This window comes from Marinobacter sp. GH_1 (assembly GCF_048595985.1).
GTDB classification, from domain to species: Bacteria; Pseudomonadota; Gammaproteobacteria; order Pseudomonadales; family Oleiphilaceae; genus Marinobacter; species Marinobacter shengliensis.
Genome location: NZ_CP184460.1, coordinates 1,342,370 through 1,360,937 on the forward strand (window position 1 = coordinate 1,342,370; position 18,568 = coordinate 1,360,937).

The following is an 18,568-nucleotide window of genomic DNA, read 5'->3' on the forward strand; positions in this document are numbered from 1 at the left end:
GCCTTATGGCTGCCGGTTTGTTTGTGCTTCTGCGAGGCTCAGGGATAACGCAACAAGATACAATCAACGTAAAGGCAATTTGAATGGCTAATAGGTTCATATGCGAGACACTGGGGTCTGCCTGTCTGGGGTTCTCCATGGTACTGGCAGCCCCCGCGGCATTTGCGGTGCCAGATATTCTTGAAACTCCTGCCCGCCCGACACTGCTGGCGCCGGAATCGTTGCTGAATGACGCAACGCGTGCCGGTGAGCGGATTGTTGCCGTTGGAGAGCGTGGGCACGTGATCTTCTCGGATGATGAGGGGCACACCTGGGTGCAGGGGGCTGTGCCGGTTTCCCTGACACTCAACGCCGTGGACTTCGGCACCGAACAGCACGGCTGGGCGGTTGGTCATAGCGGCGTGGTGTTGCATTCGTCGGACGGTGGAGAGAACTGGACCTTGCAGCTGGACGGTAATCAGGCTTCAACCCTGGCTATTGAAAGCAAGCAGTCTCAAATTGCCGAACTGGAAGAACAGATCGAACAGGCTGAAGACGATGAGAAAACGGATCTGGAGTGGGCGCTTGACGACCTGTTCTTTACTCTTGAGAACATGCAGGCAGACCAGGATGTCGGGCCGGTAAACCCGTTCCTGGATGTCTGGTTTGAAGATGACAGCCACGGGTTTGTGGTAGGTGCTTACGGCATGATCCTGAGAACCCAGGACGGCGGCGAAAACTGGGAAGACTGGGCGCCGAACCTGGATAATCCTCAGAACTTTCACCTCAACAGCATCACTCAGGTTACCGGTGGTGCCCTGGTAGCGGTTGGTGAAGCCGGGCAGATCCATGTGTCGGTGGACGGTGGCGATACCTGGGAACGCCGTGAAAGCCCCTATGAGGGATCTTTGTTTGGGGTTATGGGTACTGGCCAGGTTAACGAAGTGTTGACGTTTGGTCTGCGGGGCAACACCTTCCGCTCGACCGACCTTGGCCGCAGCTGGACGGTGGTTCCCAACGAGGGCGGCGCAACCATTAATAACGGTGCGGTTGCAGACGACGGCAGGATTACCCTGGTGGGCAATGGTGGCGCCGTGCTTATGAGTACCAATGGCGGCGAGAGCTTCCGGGTGTACTTCCGGAACGATCGGGAAGGTGTGATGGCCGTTGTTCCCCTGCAAGGAACCAATCTTCTTCTGGTTGGCGAGGGCGGTGTCAAGTTCACCGACGCTCGTGGTCGGAATCCGAATTAACGCCCTGGTGTGGCATCAACAGATTAATGGATAGAGGGGCTTTTTAATGTCTAACCCGATGCACGACAGGGGTGAACATTACCTGACAACGCCAAAGGCGGAGCCGTTTCTCGAGCGGCTGATTTTCAATAACCGGGCACCGATCCTGGTTGCGTTTTTCATTCTGACGCTGTTCCTTGGCTACAACGCTGTCAAGATTCAGCCAGATGCGAGCTTTGAGCGGATGATTCCGCTTGAGCATCCTTACATCGTCAATATGCTCGAGCATCGGGACGATCTGGAGAACCTGGGTAACTTTGTCCGGATTGCGGTGGCCGTGGAAGAAGGCGATATTTTTACCGCCGAGTACATGGAAACCCTGCAGCAGATTACTGACGAGGTCTTTTACCTGAATGGGGTAGACCGTTCCGGCCTCAAGTCGCTGTGGACCTCCAACGTACGCTGGGTAGAGGTAACAGAACAGGGCTTCCAGGGTGGTACGGTCATTCCTGATGGCTACGACGGTTCCCGTGAAAGCCTGGAGCAATTACGTCAGAATATCCTGCGTTCCAACGAAGTAGGGCGCCTGATTTCCGATAACTTCCGTTCCACCATCGTTTACGCGCCACTGTACGAGAAGAACCCGGAAACCGGCGAAGCGCTGGATTATGGTGAGTTCTCACGCCAGCTCGAAGAAAAGATTCGCGATAAGTACGGAGCGGAAAATCCTAACGTCAATATCCACATTGTCGGTTTCGCCAAGAAAGTGGGTGATCTGATTGAGGGTATTGCCTCCATTGCCTGGTTTGCGGGGATCACCATCCTGCTGACCACGCTGCTGTTGTTCTGGTACTCCCGCTGCATTGCGGGCACCCTGGTGCCGGTGTTCACGTCGATCATTGCCGTGTTCTGGCAGCTCGGTACTCTCAAGCTGCTGGGCTACGGGCTGGACCCATACTCGGTGCTGGTTCCTTTCCTGGTCTTTGCGATCGGTATCAGTCACGGCGTTCAGATTGTCAACGCCATGGCGGTTGAAGCCGGCAAAGGGTTCGATGCCATTACCTCAGCCAGGCTCGCGTTCCGGGCCCTGTATATTCCGGGCATGCTGGCCCTGATTTCCGATGCCTTCGGCTTCCTGACCCTGGTGTTCATCGAAATCGACGTTATCCGTGATCTGGCCATTGCGGCGGGCCTGGGTGTGGCGTTCGTGATCATCACCAACCTGGTGCTGCACGTACTGATCATGTCTTACATCGGTATCTCGAAGGGTGGTGTCCGGCATGTGCAGAATCACGGGGAAAAACAGGATCGCAAATGGCGCGTTATGTCCTACTTCTCCCATCCCGGAGTGGCGCCGATTTCCCTGTTGATTGCGGTGATTGGTCTTGGCCTGGGTCTGTACTACAAGCAGGACCTGAAGGTTGGTGACCTGGACGAGGGTGCGCCGGAGCTGCGCCCGGATTCCCGTTACAACAAGGATAACTCCTTCATCATCAACAACTATTCCACCAGTGCCGACGTTCTGGTGGTGATGGTGAAAACCCAGGAAGAACAGTGCACCCAGTACAACGTATTGCGTGCGATGGATCGTCTTCAGTGGGAGCTTCAGAACACTCCGGGCGTGCAGAGCTCTGCTTCCCTGGCGGATGTTTCCAAGATGGTGACCAAGGCTCTGAACGAGGGTAGCTGGAAGTGGTATGAGATCTCCCGTAACCAGACCATCATCAACGCCTCCATTCGTGAGGCCCCGGCAGGTCTGATCAACACCACCTGTGATCTGACGCCGGTGCTGGTGTTCCTGGAAGACCACAAGGCGGAAACCCTGCAGACTGTGGTTGACCGTGTTGAGGAGTTTGCCGATAACTTCAACAACGACGAGCACACTTTCCTGCTCGCCGCAGGTAACGCCGGTATTGAGGCCGCTACCAACGAAGTTATTGCCAATGCCAAAGACATCATGTTGCTGCTGGTCTACAGCGTGGTGAGCTTGCTGTGTTTCCTGACGTTCCGGTCGATCCGCGCGGTGGCGTGTATCGTGATTCCGCTGGGCCTGACCTCCATCCTGTGTGAGGCAATCATGGCGGTCTCGGGTATCGGTATCAAGGTGGCGACCCTGCCGGTGATCGCATTGGGGGTAGGTATCGGTGTCGACTACGGTATCTATATCTACAGCAAGCTTGAGAAGTTCCTGCTGGAGGGCAAGACGCTCCAGGATGCCTATTACGAGACTCTGCGCTCAACCGGTAAGGCGGTTATCTTTACCGGTGTGACTCTGGGTCTTGGTGTGGTGACCTGGATCTTCTCGCCGATCAAGTTCCAGGCGGATATGGGCTTCCTGCTGTTCTTCATGTTCCTCTGGAACATGGTGGGCGCTATTTGGCTGCTGCCTGCGTTGGCGCGCTTCCTGTTGCGCCCGGACAAAATGCTTGCCAAGGCAAGAGCGGCGAAATAACCGCCAGAACTGCAAAAAAGCCCGCACTCGCGGGCTTTTTTGTTGCTGGGTCAGACGGTTAGCGAGCTAATGCATTCTTTATTTATGGCCCGAAGTGGTCTATGTTCTTAAACGACCGGGATGTTTGCCCGCACTTTGAGACGGGCAACTGACAATAAAGACCAAGAAGAGAAGGAAGAGCACACATGACACTAAAACTCAAAGCGTCCGCGTTTGCCGTTGCTGCCGCCGTGAGCCTCGGGGCCGCATCGACAGCCGTTTCCGCCCAGGAACAGCGCTTCGTGACCATCGGCACAGGCGGCGTGACCGGTGTGTACTATCCCGCTGGTGGCGCCATCTGCCGGCTGGTGAACATGGATCGGAAAGCACACGGTATTCGCTGCTCTGTCGAAAGCACCGGTGGTTCCGTGTACAACCTGAACGCCATTCGCGGGGGTGAGCTTGATCTGGCGGTGGCCCAGTCCGACTGGCAGTTCCACGCATACAACGGCACCAGCCAGTTTGAAGACGCCGGCAAGAACGAGAAGTTGCGGGCTGTTTTCTCACTGCATCCGGAGCCGTTCACCGTGGTAGCGAGCAAGGGCTCTGGCATCAAGAACTTTGAAGACCTGGAGGGCAAGCGGGTATCCGTGGGCAACCCGGGTTCCGGCCAACGCGCAACCGCTGAAGTTCTGATGGACGAAATGGGCTGGGGTATGGACAAGTTCGCCCTGGCGGCGGAAATCAAGGCGGCGGAGCAGTCCCAGGCTCTGTGTGATGGCAACATTGATGCTTTCTTCTACACCGTTGGCCACCCCTCCGGTGCCATCAAGGAAGCCACCACCTCCTGCGACAGTGTCCTGGTAAACGTGGATAACGCGGCCAGCAAGAAACTGATTGACGACAACCCGTACTACCGGAAGGCGGTTATTCCGGGTGGAATGTACCGTGGGTCTGACCAGGACGTAACCACTTTCGGTGTGGCAGCAACCTTTGTGTCATCAACCGATGTGGCAGACGATGTGGTTTATGAAGTGGTTAAAGCGGTCTTTGAGAACTTTGACAGCTTCAAGCGCCTGCATCCTGCGTTCGGTAACCTGAAGAAGGAAGAGATGGTCTCTGACGCCCTGAGTGCGCCTCTGCATCCGGGTGCCGCCAAGTACTATCGTGAGGCTGGCCTGATCGACTGATCCGGCACGTCGCCGGCAGGGTGGGCGTCCGGCCCGCCCTGCTGATTCCAACCAGGTTATCTCCCATCACAGGTACATTCTATGGCGAAGAACGACCCCGGTACCGGGGCGGGTGTTGACGCCGCCAAGGTCGATCAGCTGTTGCAGACAGAAACCGGAGGCAGGGCTCTCACCGGACCGGCATCTGTCGTCCTGTTTATCGTGCCCCTTTGCTGGTCTTTGTTTCAGCTCTGGATTGCATCACCGCTGCCGTTCATTCTGAACTTCGGCATTTTCAATTCCACGGAAGCCCGCTCCATTCATCTGGCATTTGCGGTTTTCCTGGCGTTTTCAGCATTCCCCATGATCAAGGGAGTACACGCCGATAAAGTACCGGTCTACGACTGGATACTGGCACTTGCGGCTGCTTTCTCCGCATCTTACCTTTTCGTATTCTATAACGAACTTTCTACCCGTCCGGGTGCGCCGATTACCATGGATCTATGGGTCGCGCTCGGAGGTCTGGTGTTGTTGCTTGAAGCCACTCGACGGGCCCTTGGCCTGCCGCTGACCATCGTCGCGGCGGTGTTCATCACCTATTCGATTGCCGGCCCTTACATGCCGGATGTCATTGCCCATAAGGGGGTCAGCCTCAACAAGCTGGCGTCTCATCAATGGCTGGGTACCGAAGGTGTTTTCGGGGTGGCGTTGGGTGTATCCACCAGCTTTGTGTTTCTATTCGTACTTTTTGGTGCGTTGCTTGAACGTGCCGGAGCCGGCAACTACTTCATCAAGGTGGCCTACGCCATGCTTGGCCATATGCGTGGTGGCCCTGCGAAGGCTGCGGTGGTGTCCAGTGGTTTGAGTGGTGTTATTTCCGGCTCATCGATTGCCAATGTGGTCACCACGGGTACGTTCACTATTCCGCTGATGAAGCGTGTTGGCTTTCCGGCTACCAAGGCGGGTGCTGTCGAGGTTGCTGCGTCCACCAATGGGCAGCTCACACCGCCTATCATGGGCGCTGCCGCGTTTTTGATGGTCGAATACGTGGGCATTTCTTACCTGGAAGTGATCAAGCACGCCATTCTGCCGGCTCTGATTTCCTACGTGGCATTGATTTACATTGTTCACCTTGAAGCTTGCAAGCTGAAGATGGAAGGCATGGAGCGGCCGAACCGTCCCTCGCTGGCACAGCGAATGCTGAATTGGGTGGTGATTCTGATCGGCCTGATTGTGCTCACCTTTGCGGTTTACTATGGTGTGGGCTGGACCAAGGATGTTCTTGGCGAGGCGGCGCCCTGGGTGCTTGGGCCGCTGCTTGTTGCGGTCTATGTGGGTCTGGTTGGCTATGCCACCCGGTTTCCCGAGCTGGAAGTCGATGATCCCGAAAAGGCGATGGGCGCATTGCCTGAGGTGGGCCCCACCGTCAAAACCGGCCTTTATTATCTCCTGCCTGTGGTGGTGCTTGTCTGGTGCCTCACCGTAGAGCGCTTTTCGCCGCAGTTGTCTGCATTCTGGGCGACCCTGTTCATGATCTTTATCGTGATAACACAGCGCCCGCTGAAAACACTTTTCCGCAGCCGCGGCCAGGTGCTCCGTGAGTTTGTCAGTGGCTTTGTTGATCTGGCGCACTCTTTGGCCACCGGCGCTCGCAACATGGTGGGCATTGGTGTTGCCACGGCCACCGCTGGCATCGTGGTTGGCACAGTAACCCTCACCGGTATCGGGTTGGTGATGACAGAGTTTGTAGAGTTCCTCTCCGGGGGGAATCTGCTGTTAATGCTCATCTTCACCGCAGTGATCAGCCTGATACTGGGGATGGGCTTGCCCACCACGGCTAATTACATCGTGGTATCGACACTGATGGCGCCGGTCATCGTTACCCTCGGCGCCCAGAATGGCTTGCTCGTGCCGCTTATTGCGGTTCACCTGTTTGTGTTCTATTTCGGGATACTGGCGGATGATACGCCGCCCGTGGGTCTGGCCGCCTACGCGGCGGCGGCTATCTCGGGCGCAGACCCCATCCGAACGGGTATTCAGGGTTTTACCTACGATATCCGTACCGCCATCCTACCGTTCATGTTTATCTTCAACACCCAGTTGTTGCTGATTGGCCTGACCGGGTGGGTCGACCTGCTGATTACCGTGGCCAGCGCGGTAACGGCCATGCTCGTGTTCTCTGCCGCGACACAGGGTTTCTGGTTTACCCGCAGCTACAAGTGGGAAAGCCTGCTGTTGCTGTTGATTACCTTCACCTTGTTCCGGCCCGGGTTCTGGTGGGACATGATCTATCCGCCTTATGAAGAGCGGCAGGGCAGTGCGATTATGGAGTACGTCGAGACGGTGCCGGTTGATGACACAACGGTTTTCCGGGTATCGGGCATGGGGCTGGATGGCAGTGACGTGACCACTTATGTTCAGCTCGATATTCCGGCTGGTGGGTCAGCGGAGGAACGGCTCTCAGCCGTCGGTTTGGACGTGTCCGATCAGGGTGACGTGCTGGCGGTGAATTTTGTCGATTTTGGCAGCGCTGCGGAAGATGCCGGTATTGAGTTTGGTTGGAATATCGAAGCAGTTCAGGCAAAGCTCGACCGGCCACCGAGGGAATTGATGTTTATTCCCGCGCTGTTGTTGCTTGGATTGGTGGCGTTTGGCCAGCTCAAGCGCAAAGCCAGGGAGGACGCATCACCTCAAACGGCGTAAAGCTCATGGCACTTAGTGAAAACCCGGCGTTGCTGCCGGGTTTTTTTCTGTTAGACTCGCCCTCAAACCGGCCCGTGGTTTGTATCACGGAGCCCGGCCACCATGTGATCTTTGGTATAGATCACCGCTGAGAAACCATCAGGAGAGAATCATGCCCGTCATTACCCTGCCGGATGGCAGTCATCGCAGTTTTGCCGAACCCGTTACCGTTCATGATGTGGCCGCCGATATTGGTGCAGGCCTTGCCAAGGCCGCCCTGGCTGGAAAAGTGAATGGCAAACTCGTGGATACCAGCTACCTGATCGAAAACGATGTGGATCTGGCCATCGTAACCGAGCGCGATGAAGACGGCGTAGACGTGATTCGCCACTCCACGGCACACCTTATGGCCATGGCGGTACAAGATCTGTTCCCCGGCGCCCAGGTAACCATCGGGCCGGTGATCGAGAACGGTTTCTACTACGACTTCAAATACGAGCGCCCGTTTACCAACGAAGACCTGGCGCGCATCGAAAAGCGTATGGAAGAACTCGCCAAACAGGACCTGCCGGTCTCCCGTTCCATCATGTCCCGGGAGGAAGCGGTCAAACTGTTTGAAAAAATGGGTGAGGAATACAAGGTTCGGATCATCGAGGATATCCCCGGTGAGGAAGATCTATCGTTCTATAGTCAAGGTGACTTTATTGACCTGTGCCGTGGTCCTCACGTGCCCAGCACCGGCAAGCTGAAAGCGTTCAAGCTCACCAAGGTTGCGGGTGCCTACTGGCGCGGTGATACCAGCAATGAACAATTGCAGCGTATCTACGGCACGGCCTGGGGTAACAAGAAAGACCTGAAAACCTATCTGCATCGCCTGGAAGAGGCCGAAAAGCGGGATCACCGAAAGATTGGCAAGAAGCTGGGCCTGTTCCACATGCAGGAGGAAGCTCCCGGCATGGTGTTCTGGCATCCGGATGGCTGGTCCCTGTACCAGGAAGTTGAGCAGTACATGCGGGCCAAGCAGCACCAGCATGGCTACAAGGAAATCAAAACACCGCAGGTGGTGTCCCGCACGCTCTGGGAGAAGTCCGGGCACTGGGACAAGTTCAAGGATGGCATGTTCACCACCGAGTCCGAGAAGCACGATTACGCCATCAAGCCCATGAACTGCCCGTGCCACGTACAGGTGTTCAATCAGGGTCTGAAAAGCTATAAGGACCTGCCGCTGCGCCTGGCAGAATTCGGCTCATGCCACCGAAATGAAGCCTCCGGGGCTCTTCATGGCCTGATGCGGGTGCGTGGATTCACTCAGGATGATGCCCATATCTTCTGTGAAGAAGACGCCATCCAGGAAGAAGTGTCGGCGTTCATGAAAATGCTGCACGAAGTATACGAGGACTTCGGTTTTACCGAGATTCTGTACAAATTGTCCACTCGCCCGGAGAAGCGCGTAGGTTCGGACGAGGTCTGGGACAAGGCGGAGGCTGCTCTTGAAGAAGCCCTGAACCGCGAGGGTGTTGATTGGGAATTGTTGCCGGGCGAGGGTGCCTTCTACGGTCCCAAAATTGAATATTCCCTGAAAGACTGTCTCGGCCGGGTTTGGCAGTGTGGTACCATTCAGGTGGATTTCTCAATGCCAGGCCGCCTGGGTGCCCAATATGTGGCCGATAATTCCGAGCGGAAAACTCCCGTTATGCTGCATCGGGCGGTTCTCGGGTCTTTTGAGCGGTTTATCGGTATACTGATCGAAGAATACGAAGGCGCATTCCCCACGTGGCTTGCTCCGACACAGGTTGCGGTGCTGAATATTACCGATAACCAGCGTGATTATTGTCAGAATCTGGCCAAAAAGTGGGATTCTTTGGGTTATCGGGTTAATGCTGACTTGAGAAACGAGAAGATCGGCTTTAAAATCCGCGAGCATACTCTTAACAAGGTTCCCTACCTGATCGTTGTTGGCGATAAAGAAATCGAGAACAACGCCGTTGCAGTAAGAACTCGCAAAGGCGAAGATCTGGGCACCATGTCTGTCGACGAGTTTGAACAGCTGCTTGCAGCTGACGTCGACCGAAAAGGCAGAAACAAAACGGAGATCTGATTATTAAACAGCGAACGAATCGGGGTGGGCGTACTCCAAAAGCGCCTATCAATGAGAACATTGACGCAACTGAAGTCCGTCTGATTGATGCCGAAGGCAATCAGGTCGGGATAGTACCCATCGAGGACGCGATCCGCATGGCGGAAGAAGCCACCCTTGATCTGGTGCAGGTTACGGATTCCGATCCGATCGTCTGTAAGATAATGGACTACGGCAAGAAAATTTTTGAAGAGAAAAAGGCCAAGGCGGCTGCCAAGAAAAAGCAGAAGCAGACGCAGGTCAAAGAGCTGAAGTTCCGACCAGGAACGGAAGAAGGGGATTATCAGGTCAAACTACGCAACCTGGTACGTTTCCTTGAGAACGGGGATCGCGGCAAGATCACGATTCGGTTCCGCGGCCGTGAGATGGCACACCAGGAAATTGGTATGAAACTCATGGCTCGGATTGAAACCGACATCGAAGAACTTGCAACGGTTGAGATGCGGCCGAAAATGGAAGGCCGGCAGATGACCATGATCGTGGCTCCCCGCAAGAAGAAGTGAGCCTGATCCCAGCACGGGTCCCCCGCAGCGGCGGGGGATTTGTCGTTCAGGGGCACAGTTGTTTTTATTCATAATAGAATGCGGAGTTTTAAAAATGCCGAAGATGAAAACCAAAAGCGGAGCTACCAAGCGGTTCAAGAAGACCGCCACCGGCTTCAAGCACAAGCAGTCCTTCACCAGTCACATCCTGACCAAGAAGAGCCCGAAGCGTAAGCGTCAGCTGCGCGGCACCAAGCTCATCGCCAAGTCGGATGTTGCATCTATCAAGCGCATGACCGCGTGCTGATCCAGCCGCGCGAAACGTTCCTTAGAAAGTAAAGGTAGAAGGATTAAAGTATGGCTCGTGTAAAGCGTGGCGTGGTAGCACGTCGTCGTCACAAGAAGATTCTCAAGCAGGCCAAGGGTTACTACGGCGCTCGTAGTCGTGTATTCCGCGTTGCCAAGCAGGCGGTTATCAAGGCTGGTCAGTACGCCTACCGTGACCGTCGCAACCGTAAGCGCGCTTTCCGCGCTCTGTGGATTGCCCGTATCAACGCTGGCGCCCGTGCAAACGGCCTGTCGTACAGCCGTCTGATCGCTGGCCTGAAGAAGGCGAATGTTGAAATCGATCGTAAGGTTCTGGCTGATCTGGCCATGAACGAGCAGCAGGCGTTTGCCGCTGTGGTTGAGAAGGCCAAAGCATCCCTGTGATCGCTTAAGCTCTTTCATCGATTACTGATCGATCCGGGTGCTTCATGTCATCGTGAATGCGCCCTCTGATAGGGGAAGGGCACGCTCTTCCCCTATTTTTGTTTTAACCTACCCCATTTCTGGTTTGGAGCAGGGTCAATGGAAAACCTGGAGCAACTGGTTCAGGACGGGTTGAACGCGGTAGAAAACGCGAGCGACCTTCAGGCACTTGATCAAATTCGCGTGGAATACCTCGGCAAGAAGGGGGTGATCACCCAGCAGGCGAAAACCCTGGGTAAACTCTCTGCGGAGGAGCGTCCTGCCGCCGGCCAGAAGATCAATGAAGCCAAGGGGCAGGTTGAGCAAGCTATCAATGCGCGCCGGGCAGATCTTGAGACAGCCGCCATAGAGGCGAAGCTGGCCAGCGAATCCATTGATGTGACCTTGCCCGGCCGTGGCCAGGACCTGGGGGGCTTGCACCCGGTCACCCGCACCCTGCAGCGTATTGAAGAGATCTTTGCCCGCGCCGGTTACAGCGTGGAGCAGGGGCCGGAAATCGAAGATGACTACCATAACTTCGAAGCGCTGAACATTCCCGGGCATCACCCGGCCCGTGCCATGCACGATACCTTCTATTTCAATCCCGGCACTCTGCTGCGGACCCATACCTCTCCGGTTCAGATCCGTACCATGGAAGCCGGCAAGCCGCCATTCCGGATGATCTGCCCGGGCCGCGTGTACCGCTGCGATTCGGATATGACTCACACCCCCATGTTCCACCAGGTGGAGGGGTTGCTGGTTGAGAAGAACGTCAGCTTTGCGGATCTGAAAAGCACGGTGGAAGAATTCCTGCGGGTGTTCTTCGAGCGTGATCTGAAAGTACGTTTTCGTCCGTCGTATTTCCCGTTCACCGAGCCCTCCGCGGAGGTGGATATCGAGTGGGGCCGGGAAGCAGACGGCAGCATCAAGTGGCTGGAAGTGATGGGCTGCGGCATGGTGCACCCGAAAGTGTTCGAGCATTGCGGTATTGATGCCGAAGAATATCGTGGCTTTGCCTTTGGTCTGGGCGTTGAACGCCTGGCCATGCTCCGCTACGGCGTGAAAGACCTGCGCATGTTCTTCGAAAACGACCTGCGTTTCCTGCGTCAGTTCCGTTAAGCCCAAGGGCAGGACGACGTACGCAGAGCTCAGAATCAACCGCATAAACCGCATCAGGACAAGGCAAGAACGATGAAATTCAGTGAACAGTGGCTGCGCGAGTGGGTTAACCCGAACCTTGGATCCCAGGAATTGATGGACCAGATCACCATGGCCGGGCTGGAAGTGGATGGCTTTGAGCCGGTGGCCGGGGAGTTCAGCGGTGTGGTGGTTGGCGAGGTGATTTCCGCCGAACCCCACCCGGATGCTGACAAGCTGCGTGTGTGTCAGGTGAGTGACGGGACCAATACCGTTCAGGTGGTTTGTGGCGCTCCCAATGTGCGCGCCGGCCTGAAGGTGCCGTTTGCGGTGGTTGGTGCGGTGTTGCCCGGTAACTTCAAGATCAAGAAGGCCAAGCTGCGTGGCCAGCCTTCCGAAGGCATGCTCTGCTCCGAATCCGAACTGGCGCTGTCTGAAAGTCACGATGGCCTGATGGAATTGCCTGTTGATGCGCCGGTTGGTCAGGACGTAGCGGATTACCTGAAGCTCAACGACATCGCCATTGATGTTGACCTCACTCCGAACCGCAGTGATTGCTTGTCCATCAAGGGGTTGGCCCGGGAAGTGGGTGTTCTGAACAGCCTGCTGGTAGAGGCATCAGACATTGCTCCGGTGGAAGCGGTGCATTCGGAAGTGCCGGATATCCGCGTAGAGGCGCCGGAAGGTTGCCCCCGTTACCTGGGGCGCGTTCTGCGAAACGTAAATCTGCAGGCGGAAACACCCTTGTGGATGCAGGAAAAGCTGCGCCGTTCCGGTATCCGGTCCATTGATGCCGCAGTGGATGTCACCAACTACGTGATGCTGGAACTGGGCCAGCCCATGCACGCCTTCGACCGTGACGAGATCAGTGGCGGTATCATTGTGCGTATGGCCAAGGCAGGCGAAAAACTGGTGCTGCTGGATGGTCAGGAAGTTGAATTGACTCCGGAAACCCTCCTGATTGCGGACCACCAGAAACCGATTGCCATTGCCGGCGTTATGGGTGGGGAGCACTCCGGGGTGAGCCCGAAAACCCGGGACCTGGTGCTGGAGTCGGCCTATTTCGACCCCATTACCCTGGCGGGTAAGGCCCGCGAATATGGTTTGCACACCGATGCCTCCCACCGTTTTGAGCGTGGTGTTGATTACCAACTGGCTCGCGATGCCATGGAGCGGGCAACGCGCCTGCTGATGGACATTGTTGGTGGCGAGCCCGGAGAAATCGTGGAAGTGGCAAGCCAGGAGCACTTGCCGAAAGCGAGAGTGATCGATCTGAGGGAAAAACGCCTGGCCGATGTGCTGGGCCTGGCGATTGACCGCACCACGGTGGAAGAAATCCTGTCTCGTCTTGGTCTGCATATCGACAAGTTACTGAAAGACGGCTGGCGCATCAGTGTGCCCAGCTTCCGCCCGGACATTTCCATCGAAGAAGACCTGATCGAGGAAGTCGGTCGTATCTTCGGTTACAACAACCTGCCGGTGACCGAGCCAACGGGCTCCCTTGGCTTGCGGGCGAGGGAAGAGGCGGTACGGCCGTTGTCGGCCATTCGCAACTTCTTCGTGGCGCAGGGCTACCAGGAAGCAGTTACCTACAGCTTTGTTGATCCGAAGGTACAACAGCTGATCGATCCAGAGCGGGAAGGCATTGCTCTGGCCAATCCGATTTCGGCGGATTTGTCAGTGATGCGTACCACCCTGTGGAGCGGCCTGTTGAAGACAGTAGTGCACAACCAGAACCGCCAGCAGCCCCGCATCCGTCTGTTTGAAACCGGTCTCAGGTTTGAGAAAAATGACGGTGAGATCGACCAGCAGCCGATGCTAGCCGGTGTGGTGGTGGGCAATCAGGCACCGGAAAACTGGGTAAACGGTCGCAGAACAGCGGACTTCTTTGATGTAAAAGGAGAGTTGGAAAGCTTGTTCCGTGTGCTGGGTATCGAGATTCAGTTCATCGCCAGCCAGCATCCGGCGCTGCACCCGGGCCAGACCGCTGAATTGTTGCGTGACGGTGAACATGTGGGCTGGTTGGGCACGTTGCACCCACAAGTTCAGAAAAATCTTGAACTTAATGGCACGATCCTGATGTTTGAGCTATTCTTGAATTCGATCGTTACCGGATATGTGCCTAATTTCAAAGATATTTCAAAATTTCCGGAAGTTCGGCGGGATTTGGCTATTATTATCGGGAGCGATGTGGCGTTCGCCCAGGTTGAGCATGTGGCCAGGAGGCATGCTGGTGAACACCTTACGGCGTTGCGTGTGTTTGATGTCTATGAAGGCGAAAGCCTGGGTGAAGGCAACCGAAGCCTGGCGCTCAGCCTGTTCTGGCAGCATCCCGAACGCACGCTCAATGAAGATGAAGTGCATTCGCTCTTCAACGGCGTTATTGATGCCTTGAAAGAAGAGCTGGGGGCAACACTGAGGAGTTGAGAAATGGCGGCTTTGACGAAAGCGGACATGGCAGAGCGCTTGTACGAGGAGTTAGGTCTTAACAAGCGTGAGGCCAAGGAAATGGTAGAAGCTTTCTTCGACGAAATCAGAGGCGCACTCAGCCACAACGAGCAGGTTAAGTTGTCGGGATTTGGCAACTTCGATCTCAGGGACAAGAAGCAGCGCCCGGGACGGAACCCGAAAACGGGTGAAGAAATTCCCATCAGTGCACGACGCGTAGTTACGTTTCGACCAGGTCAGAAACTGAAGCAGAAAGTAGAAGCGTATGCTGGAACCGAGTCATAACAACGAGCTCCCCGCCATTCCGGGGAAACGCTATTTCACGATTGGTGAAGTGGCCGATTTGTGTGCTGTAAAAGCCCACGTATTGCGCTATTGGGAACAGGAGTTTCCCCAGTTGTCGCCGGTCAAGCGCCGGGGCAATCGTCGTTACTACCAGCGGGCGGATGTGATCACCATTCGTCAGATCCGTAGCCTGTTGTACGATCAGGGCTACACCATCGGTGGTGCCAAGCAGAAGCTGAGCAGCTCGGAAGTCAAAGACGACACTTCCCAGTACAAGCAGCTGATCCGGCAAATGATCACCGAGCTGGAAGAGGTACTGGATGTGCTGAATTCCCCCGCCCGGTAAGTTGCCTCGGGGAACGCAGTGTAAGCCGTTGATGAAAGGCCGGAGTGGGTACCCACTCCGGCCTTTATGCTTTCTGGCGTGCGCTTTCTGCCTATTTGGTCTTGCAGGTTTTGATCCCCAGCAGGGAATAGGCGGGGCAGTTGCCAATGGCAGCGGTGGCCAGGGGCACCACACCAATCCAGCCCCAGGCCGTTTGTGGCCCTACAAACACCAGGGCAATCAGAACAATGCCGACAATGGCGCGAATAATCCGGTCCGCTGAACCCATGTTTACCGTCATCTTTGTCTCTCCTGTTTGATGTCGGGTGATGCTGGCACTATAGGCCTGCGGCGACGAGCGTTCAGTGATAAAGTCACACAGGCAACCAAGATTATGCGTCCGGAGCCAATAATGGCGAAACACAGCATTCTGGAAACCCTTAACGAAAGCCTGCGCAAAGACACGCTGACGTCGATCAGTGTTATGCGATTTCCTCCAGGGCAGGTGCTTTTCAGCGCCGGGGAGCATTGCCGGGGGCTGCCATTGGTGCTTGATGGCAGCATCAAGGTCCAGATGACCGGCGTTTCCGGGCAGGGCATCGTGTTGTACCGGATGGGTGCTGATGATATATGCACCTTGTCGATTGGCTGCCTGATGACCGGCCGTGGCTACCGGGCCGAGGCCATCGTTGAGGAAGAGGCGGAAGCGGCGATCATCCCTCGAGGGCTTTTTGACCGGCTGATGGACCAGTCCGCCGAGTTTCGGCTGGCGATTATGGAGTCTTACGGAAAGCGCCTCGACGATCTCATGTTGCTGGTGGAGGAGGTGGCGTTTCGCCGGATGGATGAGCGCCTGGAAGAATGGTTGCTGGCGCGGGCGAGTCATGGCCAACGGGTGCTGGCCATTACCCATCAGGAGCTGGGGATTGAGCTGGGCACGGCTAGAGAAGTGGTCAGCCGCCTGCTGAAGGAGCTGGAGCGGCAGGATCAGGTCAGGTTGGCCCGCGGCAAGATTGAGCTGACGGGGCTTGCCGATAAGCTAGCGCCTGCCTGAAACGCTGTGCACCAGTCGTGCCAGTTGCCCTGCGGTTGTTTCCAGATTATCGGCGGCCTGGGTGTAGGCCTCCTGCAGTTCCATCGGTGCAGGGGTAATGGAAAAGGCAGCAGACAACCCGAGGCGGTGCAATTCTCCCAGTTCCGCCCCCAGTTTCCCTGCCAAGCCAATCACCGGAACACCGTATTTTTTTGCCAGCGAAGCAACGCCGGCAGGTGTTTTTCCGTAGGCGCTCTGGGAGTCAATCGCCCCTTCGGCAGTGATCACCAGGTCCGCCTGGGCCAGATGGCTTTCCAGCTCCACGGTTTCCATCACCAGCTCTATACCCGGGCGCAGTTCCGCCCCCAGAATACCCGCAACCATGCCGCCGATTCCACCCGCTGCGCCACTGCCCGGAAAGCTGGCAATATCCATTCCTTGCTGTTCCACCAGGCGGGCAAAGTGCCCCAGATTGCGATCCAGCTCCACCACTTGCCGGGAGTCAGCGCCTTTCTGCGGCCCGAACACCGCTGCCGCGCCATTCGGCCCCAACAGAGGGTTGTTGACGTCGCAGGCCACAACCAGGTTTACCCCGGCCAATCGCTCCAGAGCAGGGGCCAGGTCCAGGCTGGCCAGTTCTGCCAGGCCGTTACCGCCGCCCGGTATGGGGTGGCCACCGTGATCCAGAAGACGTGCCCCGAGGGCTTGCAATATGCCAGCGCCACCATCGGTGGTGGCGCTGCCGCCCAGGCCCATGATCAGGGTTTTGGGTTTGTGCTCGAGGGCGGCCAGAATCAGTTCGCCGGTACCAACGCTGGACGCTGTCAGGGCATTTCGGCTGCGGGCCGGCACGCAGTGCAAGCCGCTGGCCTCGGCGACCTCAACAATGGCAATCTCGCCATCATTAACCAGACCGTAGTGAGCTGAGACGAGTTCACCCATAGGCCCGGTGACCTTAACCGTGTGAAGCTGCCCCCGGCGCGCCTCCGTCAGAGCCCGGGTGGTGCCTTCACCGCCATCGGCCAGCGGCACCGTCACAAGCTGGTCATCCGGGGCTGCCTGTCGCCAGCCCCGGGCAATCGCCTGGGCCACCTGTTCGGCGGCCAGGCATTCCTTGAAGGAGTCCGGAGCAATCACAATCCGCATATCAAAGTACCGCGAGAGAAGTGAGCCACACGGCGGCAATGGTCACAAGGCCCATGATCAGTGTTGCCGTCGTGTGGGACTTGTACGCCGTAGCGACGGTCATCTTGCTGAACTGGGACACGACCCAGAAGTAACTGTCGTTGGCATGGGACACGGTCATGGCGCCTGCGCCAACGGCCATGACAGTCAGCACCCGGCCCATGTCGGAGTCCAGGCCCAGCTGCGGTAGCAGGGGCGCGACAAGCGCTGATGCAGTAACCAATGCAACCGTTGATGAGCCTTGAGCAGATTTAAGGGCAGCGGCAACAATAAAGGGCATCAGAACGCCAAGGCCCAGGGTAGAAAGCGTATCGCCCAGATAGCTTCCCAGCGGCGTGGCGGCCAGAACCGCACCGAAGGCACCACCGGCACCGGTAATCAGAATGATCGGTGCCGCAACTTCAAGACCTTTGCTGGTGTGGCGGCCGAACTCGTCCAGTTTGCCCTTGCCTTGCAGCAGGGTAAGGGCAAAGCCAAGGCCAATCAGGAGGGCATTAAGCGGTTTGCCCAGGAAATTCAGTATCTCGTAGAGCAGTCCGTCACCGAGCGGAGCGGTAGGGTAACTGGCGACCGAACCAACGCAGATCAACAGAATAGGCACAAAGATGGGAGCGAATGCCTTACCGGCAGAGGGTAGTTCGCCATAGTGTTGGCGCGCTTCTTCAAAGGCCTCTTCAGCCTGTTCCAGCTCGGTGCTGGTCATATTCTTGCAGCGGGAAGCCCAGAACAAACCGGCCAGCGCTGCGATGATGGCGAAGATCAGGCCAATACCTATGACCAGGCCAAGATTGTTCTCCAATCCAAGATTGCCGGCGGCGGCAATAGGGCCTGGTGTGGGCGGTACCATGGTGTGGGTTGCAAACAGGCCGGTGGACAGGGCAACGGTCATGGCGACCGGGGATACGCTCAGGGTGCGGGCCATGGAGCGTTTGAGGCTGTTGAGAATGACATAGCCTGAATCGCAGAACACCGGTATCGATACGATAAAACCTACCAGAGACATCGTGAGCGTGGGGAACTTCTGGCCCAGCAGTTTAATGATGGTTTCCGCCATCACAATTGCGGCCCCCGTGCGCTCCAGAATAACCCCTATAATGGTGCCCAGAACAATCACCAGGCCGATGTAGCCCAGAATGTTTCCAAAGCCGGCGCGGATGGTGGTCTCTATTTCAGACAGCGGCAGGCCAAAAGCGAATGCGGCCAGGAAAGACGCCAGCAGCAGGGTAATAAAGGGGTTCAGTTTCAGTCGGCTGGTGGCGAACACAATAAAAATTATGACTGCGACCAGAATCAGCACCAGATGCATTGGCAATC

At 56.5% G+C, this 18,568-nt stretch carries 16 protein-coding genes; 13 read left to right on the plus strand and 3 right to left on the minus strand.

Going from position 1 to position 18,568, the window contains the following annotated elements; genetic code table 11:
* Positions 1 to 83 precede the first annotated feature (83 nt).
* The 12 genes from ACNSOI_RS06200 to ACNSOI_RS06255 all read left to right on the plus strand — a co-directional run bounded on the left by ACNSOI_RS06200 (position 84) and on the right by ACNSOI_RS06255 (position 15,057).
* On the plus strand, positions 84 to 1,232 hold the full coding sequence (locus ACNSOI_RS06200) for a WD40/YVTN/BNR-like repeat-containing protein (protein ID WP_286254605.1): 1,149 nt from the start codon (positions 84 to 86) through the stop codon (positions 1,230 to 1,232).
* Positions 1,233 to 1,278: 46 nt separating this feature from the next.
* Positions 1,279 to 3,663, plus strand: coding sequence for an efflux RND transporter permease subunit (locus ACNSOI_RS06205; protein WP_061331698.1), 2,385 nt, complete (start codon positions 1,279 to 1,281; stop codon positions 3,661 to 3,663).
* A 185-nt stretch (positions 3,664 to 3,848) separates the two neighbouring features.
* Entirely contained in the window at positions 3,849 to 4,832 is a 984-nt protein-coding gene (locus tag ACNSOI_RS06210; RefSeq protein WP_058093128.1) for a TAXI family TRAP transporter solute-binding subunit, read from the plus strand.
* Positions 4,833 to 4,913: 81 nt separating this feature from the next.
* Positions 4,914 to 7,514, plus strand: coding sequence for a TRAP transporter permease (locus ACNSOI_RS06215; protein ID WP_420195374.1), 2,601 nt, complete (start codon positions 4,914 to 4,916; stop codon positions 7,512 to 7,514).
* 151 nt (positions 7,515 to 7,665) lie between these two features.
* Positions 7,666 to 9,591, plus strand: a complete 1,926-nt coding sequence (thrS, locus tag ACNSOI_RS06220; protein WP_286254611.1) for a threonine--tRNA ligase — start codon at positions 7,666 to 7,668, stop codon at positions 9,589 to 9,591.
* On the plus strand, positions 9,588 to 10,133 hold the full coding sequence (infC, locus tag ACNSOI_RS06225; RefSeq protein ID WP_082780529.1) for a translation initiation factor IF-3: 546 nt from the start codon (positions 9,588 to 9,590) through the stop codon (positions 10,131 to 10,133). The genes thrS and infC overlap by 4 nt, the downstream gene beginning before the upstream one ends.
* A gap of 94 nt (positions 10,134 to 10,227) precedes the next feature.
* Positions 10,228 to 10,419 carry a 50S ribosomal protein L35 gene (rpmI, locus tag ACNSOI_RS06230; protein ID WP_007151842.1) on the plus strand — a complete coding sequence of 64 codons (192 nt, stop codon included), beginning with the start codon at positions 10,228 to 10,230 and terminating at the stop codon, positions 10,417 to 10,419.
* Positions 10,420 to 10,469: 50 nt separating this feature from the next.
* Complete coding sequence (rplT, locus tag ACNSOI_RS06235) at positions 10,470 to 10,823, plus strand: 50S ribosomal protein L20 (protein WP_022989373.1); 354 nt, start codon at positions 10,470 to 10,472, stop codon at positions 10,821 to 10,823.
* A gap of 138 nt (positions 10,824 to 10,961) precedes the next feature.
* Positions 10,962 to 11,960, plus strand: coding sequence for a phenylalanine--tRNA ligase subunit alpha (gene pheS, locus ACNSOI_RS06240; protein WP_061331702.1), 999 nt, complete (start codon positions 10,962 to 10,964; stop codon positions 11,958 to 11,960).
* Between the two features lie 72 nt (positions 11,961 to 12,032).
* Entirely contained in the window at positions 12,033 to 14,405 is a 2,373-nt protein-coding gene (pheT, locus tag ACNSOI_RS06245; protein WP_420195375.1) for a phenylalanine--tRNA ligase subunit beta, read from the plus strand.
* A 3-nt stretch (positions 14,406 to 14,408) separates the two neighbouring features.
* Positions 14,409 to 14,711, plus strand: coding sequence for an integration host factor subunit alpha (gene ihfA, locus ACNSOI_RS06250; RefSeq protein WP_044386556.1), 303 nt, complete (start codon positions 14,409 to 14,411; stop codon positions 14,709 to 14,711).
* Complete coding sequence (locus tag ACNSOI_RS06255; protein ID WP_058093133.1) at positions 14,692 to 15,057, plus strand: MerR family transcriptional regulator; 366 nt, start codon at positions 14,692 to 14,694, stop codon at positions 15,055 to 15,057. The genes ihfA and ACNSOI_RS06255 overlap by 20 nt, the downstream gene beginning before the upstream one ends.
* Positions 15,058 to 15,148: 91 nt before the next feature.
* Here the strand turns inward: ACNSOI_RS06255 and ACNSOI_RS06260 are convergent, their stop codons facing one another.
* Positions 15,149 to 15,337 (minus strand): YgaP family membrane protein, encoded by a 189-nt coding sequence (locus ACNSOI_RS06260; protein ID WP_061331704.1) that lies wholly within the window; start codon positions 15,335 to 15,337, stop codon positions 15,149 to 15,151.
* A 111-nt stretch (positions 15,338 to 15,448) separates the two neighbouring features.
* Between ACNSOI_RS06260 and ACNSOI_RS06265 the strand changes: the two genes are divergently transcribed.
* Complete coding sequence (locus ACNSOI_RS06265) at positions 15,449 to 16,090, plus strand: Crp/Fnr family transcriptional regulator (protein ID WP_286254624.1); 642 nt, start codon at positions 15,449 to 15,451, stop codon at positions 16,088 to 16,090.
* Here the strand turns inward: ACNSOI_RS06265 and ACNSOI_RS06270 are convergent.
* Together ACNSOI_RS06270 and ACNSOI_RS06275 are read right to left on the minus strand one after the other, a co-directional pair.
* Positions 16,076 to 17,215: a glycerate kinase gene (locus ACNSOI_RS06270; RefSeq protein ID WP_286920529.1), complete on the minus strand. Its 1,140-nt coding sequence runs from the start codon at positions 17,213 to 17,215 to the stop codon at positions 16,076 to 16,078. The genes ACNSOI_RS06265 and ACNSOI_RS06270 overlap by 15 nt on opposite strands.
* Position 17,216: 1 nt before the next feature.
* A complete protein-coding gene (locus tag ACNSOI_RS06275) occupies positions 17,217 to 18,560 on the minus strand; it encodes a GntP family permease (RefSeq protein ID WP_420195376.1) in 1,344 nt (447 codons plus the stop codon).
* Between the last annotated feature and the right edge of the window lie 8 nt (positions 18,561 to 18,568).

Excerpts from the sequence above, each read along its gene's own strand:
- ACNSOI_RS06200 (WP_286254605.1), top strand. The coding sequence starts at position 84 with ATGGCTAATAGGTTCATATGCGAGACACTGGGGTCTGCCTGTCTGGGG.
- ACNSOI_RS06205 (WP_061331698.1), top strand. The coding sequence starts at position 1,279 with ATGTCTAACCCGATGCACGACAGGGGTGAACATTACCTGACAACGCCA.
- ACNSOI_RS06210 (WP_058093128.1), top strand. The coding sequence starts at position 3,849 with ATGACACTAAAACTCAAAGCGTCCGCGTTTGCCGTTGCTGCCGCCGTG.
- ACNSOI_RS06215 (WP_420195374.1), top strand. The coding sequence starts at position 4,914 with ATGGCGAAGAACGACCCCGGTACCGGGGCGGGTGTTGACGCCGCCAAG.
- thrS (WP_286254611.1), top strand. The coding sequence starts at position 7,666 with ATGCCCGTCATTACCCTGCCGGATGGCAGTCATCGCAGTTTTGCCGAA.
- rpmI (WP_007151842.1), top strand. The coding sequence starts at position 10,228 with ATGCCGAAGATGAAAACCAAAAGCGGAGCTACCAAGCGGTTCAAGAAG.
- rplT (WP_022989373.1), top strand. The coding sequence starts at position 10,470 with ATGGCTCGTGTAAAGCGTGGCGTGGTAGCACGTCGTCGTCACAAGAAG.
- pheS (WP_061331702.1), top strand. The coding sequence starts at position 10,962 with ATGGAAAACCTGGAGCAACTGGTTCAGGACGGGTTGAACGCGGTAGAA.
- pheT (WP_420195375.1), top strand. The coding sequence starts at position 12,033 with ATGAAATTCAGTGAACAGTGGCTGCGCGAGTGGGTTAACCCGAACCTT.
- ihfA (WP_044386556.1), top strand. The coding sequence starts at position 14,409 with ATGGCGGCTTTGACGAAAGCGGACATGGCAGAGCGCTTGTACGAGGAG.
- ACNSOI_RS06255 (WP_058093133.1), top strand. The coding sequence starts at position 14,692 with ATGCTGGAACCGAGTCATAACAACGAGCTCCCCGCCATTCCGGGGAAA.
- ACNSOI_RS06260 (WP_061331704.1), bottom strand. The coding sequence starts at position 15,337 with ATGACGGTAAACATGGGTTCAGCGGACCGGATTATTCGCGCCATTGTC.
- ACNSOI_RS06265 (WP_286254624.1), top strand. The coding sequence starts at position 15,449 with ATGGCGAAACACAGCATTCTGGAAACCCTTAACGAAAGCCTGCGCAAA.
- ACNSOI_RS06270 (WP_286920529.1), bottom strand. The coding sequence starts at position 17,215 with ATGCGGATTGTGATTGCTCCGGACTCCTTCAAGGAATGCCTGGCCGCC.
- ACNSOI_RS06275 (WP_420195376.1), bottom strand. The coding sequence starts at position 18,560 with ATGCATCTGGTGCTGATTCTGGTCGCAGTCATAATTTTTATTGTGTTC.